Here is a 12,520-nt window from a genome sequence, read left to right as displayed (position 1 = left end):
ATCATTGTCACAATAAAGGGAAAAGCAGCGAAACGCCTGGGAACGCAGCTGTGGAAGTGCTCGGCGATGCCACCGGGAGGCGATGGCCTGCCCGATGGCGGATGTTGAGCCGGCGTCGTATCAGCGAGCGCCGCCGGACGCGTTGATGCGTTCGCCGGTAAGCCACGCTGCCTCGTCCGAGGCGAGGAAGGCCACGGTCGGGGCGATGTCGTCCGGCTTGCCGAAGCGCTGGCCGAGGGGGACGCCAGCGATCAGCATATTGCCGAAATCGGTGCCGACCATGCCTTCGGTCATTTCGGTATGGGTATAGCCAGGCGCCACGATGTTGACACGGATGTTGCGGGCTCCGAGTTCTCTCGACAGGCTGAGCGTCAGCGTATCGATCGCGGCTTTGCTGGCGGAATAGAGGCTGGTGTTCGGCACCGGGTTCCAGCTCGAGATCGTGCCGATGTTGACGATGCTGCCGCCGGTCTCGGGGAAGTGGCGCATGGCCGCCTTGGTGGTCAAGATCGTGCCCAGCACATTGGTGTCGAACAGCCGCCGATAATCCGCCTCACTGGTTTCCTCGAAAGTGCCGAAGCTGGCGGTCGCGGCGTTGTTGACCAGAATGCTTGGCTTGCCGAATGCGATCTCGGCGGCCTCGAACATCTTCTCGACTTCGGCGGCCTCGGCCACGTCACCCTGAACCGCGGTCGCCTTGCCGCCGGCGGCGACGATCTCCTTGACCGTGCGTTCTGCAGCCTCACGGCTGGAGGCGTAGTTGACGACGACGGCGGCGCCTTCCGCCGCCAGCCGTTTGGCGATGCCGGCACCGATGCCTCGCGCGGCACCGGTGACGATGGCGACCTTGTTGTTGAGCTTGCCCATTTTGGTTCTCCGAATGGATGGATGGATTTGACATCAAGCCAATTGGCTATTCCCAAACGGGTCAGGTAGAGTGAATTTCACCATATAACTAATTCCAGGGTGGAATAGATGGACAGGCTTATGGCGATGAACACCTTTATAAGGGTCATCGAAACCGGTTCGTTCTCGGCGGCCGCGCGGCATTTGCGCGTCGGGCAGCCAGCCGTCTCGAAGGCCATCGCGCAGCTCGAGGAACGGCTCGGCGTTCGCCTGCTGTCGCGCACCACCCGAGGTCTCTCGCCGACCGATGCCGGCGTCAGCTTCTATGAAGGCGCCAAGCGCGCGGTCGACGAGGCCGACGAAGCCGAGAACACGGCGCGTGGCACTGCGGCGGCGCTTACCGGGTTGCTGCGCATCGGTACGTCGGTGACCTTCGGCCGCCTGCATGTCGTGCCGAGGCTGAAAGCCTTCCTGGATGCTCACCCGAGGCTCGACGTCGAGGTGGCGATGGACGACAGGAACGTCGACCTCGTCGAGGAAGGGGTGGATGTCATGCTGCGACTGGGTGAAAGCTTCGCTCCCGCTCATATCGGGCGCAAGATCGCCACCTGTCGTCGTCTCGTGGTGGCGGCACCTTCCTACCTGGCACGCGAGGGCGAACCCATCGCGCCGGATGAGCTGTCGCGGCACGAGGCGATCCTTTTCGTCCGGGCAGGCACTTCCAATCGCTGGACATTCCGGCGAGGCGCCGAAGAGGTTTCGCTTGCCGGCCAAGGGCGGCTGCGCGTGACTTCCGCCGAAGGGATACGTGAGGCAGTACTTGCCGGCATCGGCTTCACGGTCGGCTCCGAATGGATGTTCGACGCGGAACTGCGCAGCGGTGCGGTACGGCCGATCCTGGTGGACTGGGCGCTGCCGCCTGTTGAATTGTGGGCGCTGTTTCCAGCCGGACGCAAGGCCAGCGTCAGGGCAAGGACATTCGTCGAGTTCCTGGCCAGCAGCCTGTAGCGGCTTAGCGCGTCATCGTCTTCAGATGTTCGATCAGCCGGTCGCGGTCCGATGTCAGGCCCTTATAGTCGAGCTGATCGAGATCGAGCGCTTCGAGCTGGGCGGCAAAGGACAGTGCGAGCGTCGCCCGGTCCGGGTGCCGCGCCAGCACGGCGAGCGGGTCGAGATGGATGCGGATGGTGAACAGGATGTCGCGTGAGGACGGCAGCTTGCGCAGCGTCTGCCGCTCGACGCGGATGAAGGCGTGCGCCTCGACGTCACCGTCGGGGAAGCGTGTCGGCCGGTTGGTGGCGCGGTCGATGCGCTCGACATTGGACAGCGGATGGTAGAGCGCATTGTCGGCCTGGATCGACCAGTTGAAGCGCTCGACCGCCTGTCCCTGCAGGCCGTCGAACATGCGGTTGATCAGTTCGGCGGGACGCGTGCCCGGACCGAAACCGGGCACGGGCTCGTGGATTTGCTGCAGCGGCTTGCCGAATTTTTCGAGCAGCGACCAGGACGAAGGAAAGCACAGCGAGCCGGCGGCGAGCCGCCAGCCGCTGTCGTCGCGGCGCATCAGGATCAGGTCTTCCTGGACCAGCAGCGAGGCCGCGACCAGCGGCGCGTCGGCAAGATCCGAAGGCAGAGCAGGGTGGTTCGCGGCGCCCACCACCGCGATGCCCGCATCGGTGCGGCGATGGGTGCGCGGAAATCGCTCCGGCAAATACGCGCCGAGCAAGTCGAGCACTTCCCGCTGGGCATCCCGCGTGCCGTCCTCCTCGACGAAAACCCGGTCGGGGATTTCAGCATAAAGCCGGCGCTTCTCGGCGAGATAAGGCAGAAGATGGCCGTCGACCTCGATCCAGTTTGCCGGCTCGAGCGGCTTCAGCCCGATGTTGAACAGCTTCGACGAGCCGTCATAAGGGGTATGAGTGGGCAGGGCCTCGACCAAACTCATGCTTCCTTAAGAGCGTCGAGACTGGTGGCGGTCATCCTGGCCAGGAATTCGGTGACCTCGTAGTCCGCGGCGCCGGCCTTGGCGAAGGGGTCGGCAGCCAGCCTGGCATCGAGGATCTCGCGCGGGCATTGCGCGATAATGATGCCGCCGGTCCGCGGTTTCTTCGGCCCGGAGGCGACGAATATACCATCCGAATAGCAGCCCTTCAGCCATTCGATATGCGCCGCCTGCAAGCGGTCGATCTCGGTCAGGGGCACTTTGTAGTTCAGCGAAACGACGAACATGGCGTTATCCTGGTTCACACAAGCTTTGCGGGAATCAAGCCGCGCAGCGAATTGCCGACAAAGAGTGCCTTGGCCGACTTCAGATCGTCGTAGCTGTAGATTGCTTCTTCCGCCCGGCCTTCATCCAGAAGCTCGGCGCGCAATACGCCAGGCAGCAGGCCGCAATCGAGCCGGGGCGTTGCCAGCACGCCGTTGCCGAAATCGGCGAAGACATTGGTGATGGTGCCTTCGCAGATTTCGCCGCGCTCATTGACCAGGATCACCTCGTCGGCCTGGGTGACGAGATACTCGGAACGGGCATGGGTGTAGAGCTGGCGCCGGCTGGTCTTGTGGCGCAGCAGCGTATTGCCTGAGTCGAGCCGCGTCCGCGCCAGCCGCAGCACCCAGACCTTGTCGGCGGCGAGCGGTTCGTAGGGCTGTGCCGAGGCCGTCGCGTCGCCGTTGCGCGCCAAAGCGAGCCGCGTGCGCATGGCGGTTCGGGCGCCATCAAGGGCGTCGCTCAACACCTCGGCTATCCGTTGCGGATCGCAGGCGAAGCCGAGCTCCGCCGCCGAGCCATAGAGGCGTGCAAGGTGGCGATCGAAGCGCAGGAAGCCCGTCCCGGGCTGCCAGCGCATGGTTTCGATCAGCTCGAAATCGGCGGTGTCCCCGTCGCGAAGCGGGCTTTGAGCAGACACTCCTGATACTCCTCCTCGGGCGTCGAATCGAAGACGATGCCGCCGCCGACATTGTAGACGGCCTCGCCGCTGGCAAAGAGCGAGATGGTACGGATCGCCACGGAAAAGCGCATCGTGCCCCCCGGTGCGATCCAGCCGATGGCGCCGCAATAGACGTCGCGCGGCGTGCTCTCCAGATCGTGCAGGATCTCCATAGCGCGAATCTTCGGCGCGCCGGTGATCGAGCCGCAGGGAAACAGTGCTGCAAACACCTGGCGAATGGTGAGACCCGGCAGCAGCTTCGCCCTGACGTCGCTCACCATCTGGTGGACGGTCGGGAAGCTCTCGATGCGGAACAGTTCCGGCACTTCCAGCGTGCCGACCTCGCTGATCAGCGAGATATCGTTGCGCAGGAGGTCGACGATCATCCGGTTCTCGGCCTGGTTCTTCTCATCGTTGCGCAGGAAGGTCTTCTGCCGCTCGTCCTCGGTCTTGGTCGCGCCGCGCGGGGCCGTGCCTTTCATCGGATGCGTTTCGATCATCCCGGCCGCATTGATCTCGAAGAACAGTTCGGGCGAGCGCGACAGCACGATGGGATCGCCCAGCGTCACCAGCGCGCCGTACTTCACCGGCTGGCGTTCGGTCAGCGCATCGAAGGCGGCAAGCGGGTCGCCCGACCATTGCGCCTGCACCGGAAAGGTCAGGTTGCCCTGGTAGCAATCGCCTTGCCTGATGTGCTGGTGCAGCCGCGAGAAGCGTTTCTCATAGTCCTCGAATGACCAGGCCGCCCGCGCATCGAAGATCGGGCCGTTCGGGGCTGCTGCGTTGCGTGGCGGCACCGCTTCTTCGACCGGAGCATCGAAAGCACCGAGGCAGATCAGCGGCGCGCGACGCCCCTTGGGCAGCAACGGAACGAGTTTCGGCTCGAGCAGATAACCGGCCTCGTAGGAGAAATAGCCGGCCAGCCATTTGCCGGCGTCGTGCGCGGCCTGCGCTGCTTCCAGCGCCGCCTGGAAATCCCGGGCCTCATGCGCCACGATGATATCGGCCGGCCGGTCGAATACGAGCTGACGCGCGCTTTCGTCGTTGCGGAAAATGGCGGCGGGCAGGGACATGGGGACCAGGATCGATGAAGCCGTCGATCGCTCTATATGGGGGGCCGCTCGCGTGCAATCGAGGGAACGGCACCTTGCCCCTCAAAGCCGACCTCGTGGCGACCTTGCCTGCCAAAAAGAAATCAGCGGGGCCTGTGGCCCCGCCGGCTTGATGATCTGCCTTTGCCGCTCAGGTGTTGCTGGCGGTTCCGGCTGTCGGAAACTGCTTGGCGAATTCCTTCTCGTCGCCGGCCGCGAGCAGCTTGGCTTGGTCGATCCAGCGTTCGCGGGCGATGCGGCCGTCGAAGTTCATCACGTCCTCGATCCGCTTGATGTCGGCTGCGGTCCAGGCGGCGATCTGGGCGAAGGTGGTGACGCCCTGCGCCTTGAGCAGCTTCTCGTTGACCGGGCCGATCCCGATCAGCCGGCGCAGATTGTCGGGCTTGCCAGCCGCAGGCTTGGCTGCCGCCGGGGCGGCCTTCTTGGCGGCTGCCGGCTTGGGCGCGGCCGAACTCTTTGCTGCCGAAGCCGTGGAGGCAGCAGGTTTGCTCGCGGCGGGCTTGGCGGCCGCGGGCTTCGGTGCAGCCGACTTGGCGGCGGCAGCCTTCGCCGGCGCCGCCTTCGCGGCTGGTTTGGCAGGCGCAGCCTTGGCCGCCGCCGGAGCGGATTTGGCTGCCGCCGGCGTTGACATCAGGGCGGCCGGCGGCTGACTGGCGGCCTTTGCTCCACCCGTCTGCGCGTCGCGCAACTGGCGCTCGAGGTCGGCGCGGGTCTTGCCGCATGCATTGAGTTCGCCGGTCAGGCGATCGCTGTCGGCACGCAGCTTGTCGCGCTCGCCGCGGGTGCGGTCGAGGTCGCCGCGCAAACTGTCGAGCTCACCACGCAGGCGACCCCAGATGAACCAGCCAACCAAAACGCCTACAAGGAACGCCAGGACCACGTAGAAAAAAGTGCCCATTGTCTCTCTCCAGTCAGATCCGTCTGCCGTGGGTCATGACCTTCGGCGATGGACTACTCGGTGATGGTTCCGCGGGTTCGCAGAACAGCCGGCTTCGGTTCGAGCTGTCGGCGATCGGCTTCTCCAGCCCATGGCCAACGGCCGTTGTCGCGTTCGCCTGAGCGTCAGGACCGGCTGAGATTCTCCCTCGCCGATCCGCATAGGCTCCGGCTGAGCTTGCGGCGAAGGCTATCATAGAGCTTGTGGAAAGCTATGGGAAAAACTTCCGCCTAGAGTTCTTCAAGAACAAATATTTAGCGAAAGAACAGTGCCGTTCCAACATGCATTCCGGCTAAACTGTTCTTTGCAAGCGAGAGCGTCTCAGCCGTCGAGCATTTCCAGTTCATCGATCAGGCCGCTGATGACACCGAGCCCGATCTGCCAGAAGGCGGGATCGGTGGCGTCGAGGCCAAAGGGCGCCAGAAGCTGCGAATGATGCTTGGTGCCGCCGGCGCGCAGCATCTCGAAATACTTGTCCTGAAAACCGCGCTCGGCGTTCTGGTAGACGGCGTAGAGCGAGTTCACCAGGCAGTCGCCGAACGCATAGGCATAGACGTAGAACGGCGAATGAATGAAGTGCGGGATGTAGGTCCAAAACACCTCGTAACCCTCGCGCAGCTTGATCGCCGGGCCGAGGCTTTCGGCCTGCACTTCCAGCCAGAACTGGCCGAGCCTGTCGGATGTCAGTTCGCCGTTGCGGCGCTCGGCATGCACCTTGCGCTCGAATTCGTAGAAGGCGATCTGGCGCACCACCGTGTTGATCATGTCCTCGACCTTCTGGGCGAGCATGGCCTTGCGCTCGCGCCGGTCGGTGGTCTGCTCGAGCAGCGAGCGGAAGGTCAGCATCTCGCCGAAGACCGACGCCGTCTCGGCCAGCGTCAGCGGCGTCGAGGCCATCAGCGCGCCCTGGCCGGCGGCCAGCACCTGGTGCACGCCGTGGCCGAGTTCATGCGCCAGCGTCATCACGTCGCGCGGCTTGCCCATGTAGTTGAGCAGCACATAGGGATGGGCCGACGGCACGGTCGGATGGGCAAAGGCACCTGGCGACTTGCCCGGGCGCACCGGCGCGTCGATCCAGTTGCGGTCGAAGAAGGTGCGCGCGATCTCGGCCATCTCGGGCGAGAAGCGCTGATAGGCGGACAGCACGGTGTTGCGTGCTTCGTCCCAGCCGATCACGGATTGCGGCGTCTCCGGCAGCGGCGCGTTGCGGTCCCAGTGGTTCATCACGTCCATGCCGAGCCAGCGCGCCTTCATCGCGTAGTAGCGATGCGACAGGCGCGGATAGGCCTCGCGCACCGCGGTGGCGAGGGCGTCGACCACGCCGCGCTCGACGCGGTTGGCGAGATGGCGGGAACCGGCAATGTCCTCGAAGCCGCGCCAGCGGTCGGAAATTTCCTTGTCCTTGGCCAGCGTGTTGGTGATCAGGGTGAAGGTGCGCAAATTCCTGCGGAAGGTCGCGGCCAGCGCCTCGGAGGCGCGGCGGCGCACCTCGCCATCGGCATCCTGCAGGCGATTGAGGGCTGGCTCCAGCGTCAGTTCCTCGCCGTCGACGTCGAAGCGAAGGTCGGTCATCGTCTCGTCGAACAGGCGGTTCCAGGCGCCGCGCCCGGTGATCGACTTCTCGTGGAAAAGCTGCTCGACGCGGTCCTCGAGCTGGTAGGGTTTGTCCATTCTGAGGTCGAGCACCCAGGGCCGGTAGTGGCCGAAAGCGGGATCGCTGGTGAGCGCGCTTTCGATCGCGTCGTCGTCGATCAGGTTCAGTTCAAGCGCGAAGAACAGGAGATGCGCGCTGGCGTCGGTCATCTTCTCCTGGATGTCGCCATAGAGCTTGGCACGCTGCGGATCGGCGGTGTTGCCGGCATAGACGAGGCCGGCATAGGAGACGATGCGGCCGATCAGCTCCTCCAGCGCCTCGTAGGCGACCAGCGCCTCGCCCAGCTTGCCGGCGCCGCCGCGCCCGGCCTCGGCGGCGAGCGTGCCCTTCCAGCGGGTCTCGAAAGCGATCGCGTCGGCGGCTGCCCTGGCGATGTCACGCTTCAGTTCCGGGGCTTCCATGCCGGCATAGAGGTCGGCAAGGTTCCATTCCGGCAGATCGCCAAGCTCGGCCGCGCCCTGACCGGACGCCGGTGCCGCAAGCCGCCGACCAAACATCATGCGCATCGACAATACCTTCTGTGAAATATGAGGTCAGAATCAAGGGGATCAGGCAAGCCGGTCAAATCGTAAGGAATTCGTTCACCGGGTTTTTTGAAACCTTATTTAGAACCCTGTGCCAAGATGATCCATGGGGATTTCGGGCGCGGGCAGTTCAAGACAGTCATGACAGGTTCCATACTCATAGTCGATGACGATCCCGTGCAGCGCCGGCTGCTCGAGGCGGCGGTGACGCGGTTCGGCCACACGGCAATCGTCGTCGACGGCGGCGAGGCTGGCCTCGATGCGCTCGACGGGCCTGGCGCCCGCGACATCTGCGTGGTCATTCTCGACCTGGTCATGCCCGGTCTCGACGGCATCGGCGTGCTGAAAGCGATGCGCGAACGCGACATCACCGTCCCGGTCATCGTGCAGACCGCCCAGGGCGGCATCGACACCGTGGTGTCGGCGATGCGCCACGGCGCCTTCGATTTCGTCGTCAAGCCGGCGTCACCCGACAGGCTTCAGGCCTCGATCGCCAATGCACTGAAAGTCGAAGCGGTCGAGGGCGAGGTCAAGCGCACGTCGCGCAAGCGCGGCGGATTGCTGACGTTCAGGGACATGATCACCCACAGCCCGGCCATGGACAGGGTGATACGCCTCGGACAGAAAGCGGCCGGATCCAACATCCCGATCCTGATCGAAGGCGAATCCGGCGTCGGCAAGGAATTGGTGGCGCGCGCCATTCAGGGCAGCGGCGACCGCCGCTCGAAACCCTTCGTCACCGTCAATTGCGGCGCCATTCCCGACAATCTGGTCGAATCGATCCTGTTCGGCCACGAGAGGGGCTCCTTCACCGGTGCCACCGACAAGCACACCGGCAAGTTCGTCGAAGCGCATTCGGGCACGCTGTTTCTCGACGAGATCGGCGACCTGCCGCTCGACGTGCAGGTCAAGCTGTTGCGCGCCGTGCAGGAGGGCGAGGTCGATCCGGTCGGCGGCCGTTCGACCGTCAAGGTCGATATCAGGCTGATATCGGCGACGCATCGCAACCTCCTGCAGCAGGTCAAGGACGGCAAGTTCCGCGAGGACCTGTTCTACCGGCTCAACGTCTACCCGATCTTCGTGCCGCCGCTGCGCGACCGCCGCGACGACATTCCGCATCTGGTCACGCATTTCATGGAAAAGGTGGCGCCCGCCGACCCGCGCCATCGCCTGCAAGGCATTTCGCCGGCAGCGCTTGCCGTGCTGGAGGCCTATGACTGGCCCGGCAACATAAGGCAGCTCGAAAACGCCGTCTTCCGCGCCTCGGTGCTGTGTGAAGGCGATGTGCTCGATGTCGATGATTTTCCGCAGATCCGCGCGCAGGTGGAAGGCACGGTCAATCTCGAAACGGACGACACGGCACCTCGCCTGTCATCGCCTCCGGAACTCCGCGATGAGGGGGACCTGGTCGGCGATGCCGCTCCAGCCGCCGAGCAGGATCGGCCGACCCTGCTTCAGCCCAGATTCGGCACGCTGCGGGCGCTCGACGAACGCGGCAATGTGCGGGCGCTGGCCGATGTCGAACTCGAGATGATCAAGCTCGCCATCGACCACTACAACGGTCAGATGAGTGAAGTCGCCCGCCGCCTCGGCATCGGACGCTCGACGCTGTACCGCAAGCTCAAGGAATACGGCATCGACCCGGAGACGGGTCGTGTCGACCGCCTCGCTTCCTAAGGTGCGTTGATATTCAGGTGAGGCCGGCCTGCAAACGGCGGCTTCCTGCGCTTCCCCGTTCTACTGCGTCGCAGTAGAACTGTGCTCACCTACGAAAAGTATGCTCCGCTCCGGTTCTCGGTATCAACCGTTTTCGGCTCGGCCTGACCTGGATCTCAACACAACTTGGGAGCGCTGGATCTCTTCCAAAAACCAGGTTCGCGTTTCCGGCACAAGGCCGGGACCAGCTTGCAATGGCAGGATTGGCCCTCTATCGGGGTTTCGTCTGGAATATGGCATGCCTGTGGACAGCTCTGTTCACGCATTAACGCTAACGGTAACAGATCGTGTTCGGCCAAAGCCGGAATCCTGATCTAAACCAGCGGTTTACCAAGAAACCTTGTGAACAATTTTTGACGGGATATCGCCATGGTGTTACCGCATTTCGGCTTCAATAAGCGATGATTAACCATTAGGATCGATATTCGGATGTGAAAACGACACATCCGTTTGGGCAAATCCGGGGACAAACGGCAGCCTGCAAGGCCTTTTGATTTGAACAGAATCGAACGACTCAAAAACGGGCGTCATGATCATTTGAGCGTCTGGCCGAGATGGCTGGCAGCGGTGATTGTCGCTTTTGGTTTTGTTGCCGCGGCGGCCACCGGCGCCAGCGCCGAAACACGTACGCTGAAGCTTTATCACCTGCACACGCACGAAAAGGCCGAGATCGTCTACAAGCGCAACGGCCGCTACGTTCCCGAGGGCCTGCGCAAGATCAACATCATCCTGCGCGACTGGCGCCGCAATGAACCGACCAAGATGGATCCACGCTTGCTGGACCTGGTCTGGGAGGCCTATCGCGAAAGCGGCGCCACCGACTATATCCAGGTTGTGTGCGGCTACCGTTCGCCGGCGACCAATTCGATGCTGCGCAGCCGCAGCCGCGGTGTCGCCGAGAAGAGCCAGCATATGCTCGGCAAGGCGATGGATTTCTATATTCCCGGCGTGCCGCTGAAGAAGCTGCGCAACATCGGCCTGAAGATGCAGGGCGGTGGCGTCGGTTACTACCCGACCTCCGGTTCGCCGTTCGTCCATATGGATGTCGGCAATGTGCGCCACTGGCCCGGCATCAGCCGCCAGGAACTGGTCAGCCTATTCCCCAACGGCAAGACGCTGCATGTGCCGAGCGACGGCCGTCCGCTTCCCGGCTATGAGCAGGCGATGGCCGCCTACAAGGCACGCAAGGGTGCTGGTACGCCCAATGTCGAGCTTGCGAGTGCTGGCGGCAGCGGCAAGAAATCCGGTGGCTTCCTTTCCGCTTTGTTCGGCGGTGGCGGCGACGACGAAGCCGACGACAGCGCCGATGTCGAGACCGCTTCGGCCGCCCCTGCGCCCAAGCCCAGAAACCTGAAGCCGGCCGCGACCGCCAAGAGCGGCAACCTGCCGGGTATCGCCATCGTGGCGCCCGAGAATGCGCAGCGCGCCAACGTTCCGCAGATTGCCGACGAGCAGGCGCCGGAACCGGAAAAGGATACGCCGGAAACGATCATCGCCGCGCTGCCGGCCAAGGAGATTCCGCTGCCCGATTTCGCGCCGCGGCCGAAGGCCGATGTCGGCGCGCAGCCTGAGAACGTTCCGTTCGCCATGGCGGACGCGACGGCTACCACCGAACAGGCCGTGGCGACCGCGCAGGCGCCGGCGAACATGCCGTTCGGCAAGGCTGACCCCGCAGCGCTCGCGGCGGCAGCTGCCGCCGATCCGGCGCAGGTTGCCGTCAACAATATCCCCGTGCCGACATGGCGTCCTGAACGCACGCTGCCGGCGGATCTCGCGCCGCCGCCCAGCAAGGATGTGCTGATGGCGCTGGCGGATACGGCCGAAAAGGGCAAGACCGCGACGGATGCGTTCTCGGTGCTACCCTCTGCGCGGCCCGAGCCGGCCAAGCCGGACGCCGTCAAGGCCGTGCTCGACGAGGCCAACGCCCAGGTCGGCAATGCCGACGAATACAAGCAGGTCGGCAATGCGGACGAATACAAGGTTGCGTCGCTCTCCGAAGAGCCGCGCTCGGCCTTCAACGATCCGTCTTACGTCGATGTCGCCTCGCCGCGCCAGGCCGTTGCCGCCCGTCCGGCCGGTTCCGATCCGGCCGCAGCGATCGGCGCCGGCGTGAAGACAACCCGCAAGGAAGCCAGGGCCACCGCTCGCGACCAGAAGCCGGGCCCCAGGGCCATGGTGGTCGCCGCGGCGCCCCAGGCCGCCCGCTGGGCGCTGACCAGCGGCGACAACGTCGCCACCGTTTCGAGCGCGACGACGGCGCCGGGCTATGCCTACAACATCGTGCATACGCCGCCGAGCGAGGTCTATACGGCCGGCTTCCAGACCGACGCCCAGGCGCCAGATCCCAGCCGCTTCACCGGCAACGCCGTCAAGTTCCTGTCGGTCGCCCGCTTCCAGACGAAGTAGCTGCTGGCCAGATAAAACAGAAGCCGCGCTGGGCAACCGGCGCGGCTTTTTGCTTTTCAGGTTGCGGCAGATGCGATGCCGTGATGCTGGGCATCACACGCGGCTGAACTTCTCGTGAGGCCGGAACGGCACCCTCATTTCCGGGTTAGTGTGTGTGCGTTCCAACCTGAGGATATTCATGAAGAAGATTCTACTGGCGTCAGTTCTGGCATTGGTTGCAGCATCTGCCGCGATCGCTCCATCGCAAGCCGAAACCGTGATCATCAAGAATGGCAAGCATCACTGCAGGACCAGGCTGGTCACGCATTGGGTGCACCATCACAGGGTGACCGAGAAGGTCAGGGTCTGCCACTGATCCGGAACCGATAGGATCCGGGAGAATTGGCCCGGTCGGCGGG

At 64.1% G+C, this 12,520-nt stretch carries 11 protein-coding genes; 4 read left to right on the top strand and 7 right to left on the bottom strand.

Annotated elements, in window-relative coordinates; genetic code table 11:
* Positions 1-120: 120 nt before the first annotated feature.
* The gene (locus AB4Z43_RS07890) at positions 121-867 is read right to left on the bottom strand and encodes an SDR family NAD(P)-dependent oxidoreductase (RefSeq protein ID WP_441936787.1); all 747 of its coding nucleotides are present in this window, start codon (positions 865-867) and stop codon (positions 121-123) included.
* A 108-nt stretch (positions 868-975) separates the two neighbouring features.
* Here AB4Z43_RS07890 and AB4Z43_RS07885 point away from each other — a divergent pair, with 108 nt between their 5' ends.
* Positions 976-1,854 carry a LysR family transcriptional regulator gene (locus tag AB4Z43_RS07885; RefSeq protein ID WP_019861044.1) on the top strand — a complete coding sequence of 293 codons (879 nt, stop codon included), beginning with the start codon at positions 976-978 and terminating at the stop codon, positions 1,852-1,854.
* A gap of 4 nt (positions 1,855-1,858) precedes the next feature.
* On the opposite strand, the gene AB4Z43_RS07880 is transcribed toward AB4Z43_RS07885, so the two are convergent.
* The 6 genes from AB4Z43_RS07880 to AB4Z43_RS07855 form a co-directional block, all read right to left on the bottom strand.
* Positions 1,859-2,791 carry a heme-dependent oxidative N-demethylase family protein gene (locus tag AB4Z43_RS07880; protein ID WP_019861043.1) on the bottom strand — a complete coding sequence of 311 codons (933 nt, stop codon included), beginning with the start codon at positions 2,789-2,791 and terminating at the stop codon, positions 1,859-1,861.
* Positions 2,788-3,075 (bottom strand): YciI family protein, encoded by a 288-nt coding sequence (locus AB4Z43_RS07875; RefSeq protein WP_441936784.1) that lies wholly within the window; start codon positions 3,073-3,075, stop codon positions 2,788-2,790. The genes AB4Z43_RS07880 and AB4Z43_RS07875 overlap by 4 nt, the downstream gene beginning before the upstream one ends.
* A 14-nt stretch (positions 3,076-3,089) precedes the next feature.
* Positions 3,090-3,752: an aminotransferase class IV family protein gene (locus AB4Z43_RS07870; protein WP_019861040.1), complete on the bottom strand. Its 663-nt coding sequence runs from the start codon at positions 3,750-3,752 to the stop codon at positions 3,090-3,092.
* Positions 3,701-4,858 carry an aminodeoxychorismate synthase component I gene (locus AB4Z43_RS07865; RefSeq protein ID WP_420871156.1) on the bottom strand — a complete coding sequence of 386 codons (1,158 nt, stop codon included), beginning with the start codon at positions 4,856-4,858 and terminating at the stop codon, positions 3,701-3,703. The genes AB4Z43_RS07870 and AB4Z43_RS07865 overlap by 52 nt, the downstream gene beginning before the upstream one ends.
* A gap of 157 nt (positions 4,859-5,015) precedes the next feature.
* Positions 5,016-5,783, bottom strand: a complete 768-nt coding sequence (locus AB4Z43_RS07860; RefSeq protein ID WP_038649407.1) for an NADH dehydrogenase — start codon at positions 5,781-5,783, stop codon at positions 5,016-5,018.
* 360 nt (positions 5,784-6,143) lie between these two features.
* The gene (locus AB4Z43_RS07855; protein WP_441936781.1) at positions 6,144-7,982 is read right to left on the bottom strand and encodes a M3 family oligoendopeptidase; all 1,839 of its coding nucleotides are present in this window, start codon (positions 7,980-7,982) and stop codon (positions 6,144-6,146) included.
* 159 nt (positions 7,983-8,141) lie between these two features.
* On the opposite strand from AB4Z43_RS07855, the gene AB4Z43_RS07850 reads away from it, so the two are divergent.
* The 3 genes from AB4Z43_RS07850 (at position 8,142) to AB4Z43_RS07840 (ending at position 12,477) form a co-directional block, all read left to right on the top strand.
* The gene (locus tag AB4Z43_RS07850; RefSeq protein WP_069093528.1) at positions 8,142-9,677 is read left to right on the top strand and encodes a sigma-54-dependent transcriptional regulator; all 1,536 of its coding nucleotides are present in this window, start codon (positions 8,142-8,144) and stop codon (positions 9,675-9,677) included.
* A gap of 606 nt (positions 9,678-10,283) precedes the next feature.
* Positions 10,284-12,122 carry a DUF882 domain-containing protein gene (locus AB4Z43_RS07845; protein ID WP_244748361.1) on the top strand — a complete coding sequence of 613 codons (1,839 nt, stop codon included), beginning with the start codon at positions 10,284-10,286 and terminating at the stop codon, positions 12,120-12,122.
* Between the two features lie 178 nt (positions 12,123-12,300).
* Positions 12,301-12,477, top strand: a complete 177-nt coding sequence (locus AB4Z43_RS07840; protein ID WP_019861033.1) for a hypothetical protein — start codon at positions 12,301-12,303, stop codon at positions 12,475-12,477.
* Positions 12,478-12,520: the final 43 nt, after the last annotated feature.

This window comes from Mesorhizobium sp. 2RAF45, assembly GCF_052115225.1.
In the GTDB taxonomy this organism is placed as follows: Bacteria; Pseudomonadota; Alphaproteobacteria; order Rhizobiales; family Rhizobiaceae; genus Mesorhizobium; species Mesorhizobium jarvisii.
Note: the sequence above shows the minus strand (reverse complement) of the source record. Positions and strands in the feature narration are given on the sequence as shown.

What these genes read in the sequence shown, in the direction of transcription:
- AB4Z43_RS07890 (WP_441936787.1), bottom strand. Translation starts at nt 867, where the DNA reads ATGGGCAAGCTCAACAACAAGGTCGCCATCGTCACCGGTGCCGCGCGA.
- AB4Z43_RS07860 (WP_038649407.1), bottom strand. Translation starts at nt 5,783, where the DNA reads ATGGGCACTTTTTTCTACGTGGTCCTGGCGTTCCTTGTAGGCGTTTTG.
- AB4Z43_RS07840 (WP_019861033.1), top strand. Translation starts at nt 12,301, where the DNA reads ATGAAGAAGATTCTACTGGCGTCAGTTCTGGCATTGGTTGCAGCATCT.
- AB4Z43_RS07855 (WP_441936781.1), bottom strand. Translation starts at nt 7,982, where the DNA reads ATGCGCATGATGTTTGGTCGGCGGCTTGCGGCACCGGCGTCCGGTCAG.
- AB4Z43_RS07875 (WP_441936784.1), bottom strand. Translation starts at nt 3,075, where the DNA reads ATGTTCGTCGTTTCGCTGAACTACAAAGTGCCCCTGACCGAGATCGAC.
- AB4Z43_RS07850 (WP_069093528.1), top strand. Translation starts at nt 8,142, where the DNA reads ATGACAGGTTCCATACTCATAGTCGATGACGATCCCGTGCAGCGCCGG.
- AB4Z43_RS07880 (WP_019861043.1), bottom strand. Translation starts at nt 2,791, where the DNA reads ATGAGTTTGGTCGAGGCCCTGCCCACTCATACCCCTTATGACGGCTCG.
- AB4Z43_RS07885 (WP_019861044.1), top strand. Translation starts at nt 976, where the DNA reads ATGGACAGGCTTATGGCGATGAACACCTTTATAAGGGTCATCGAAACC.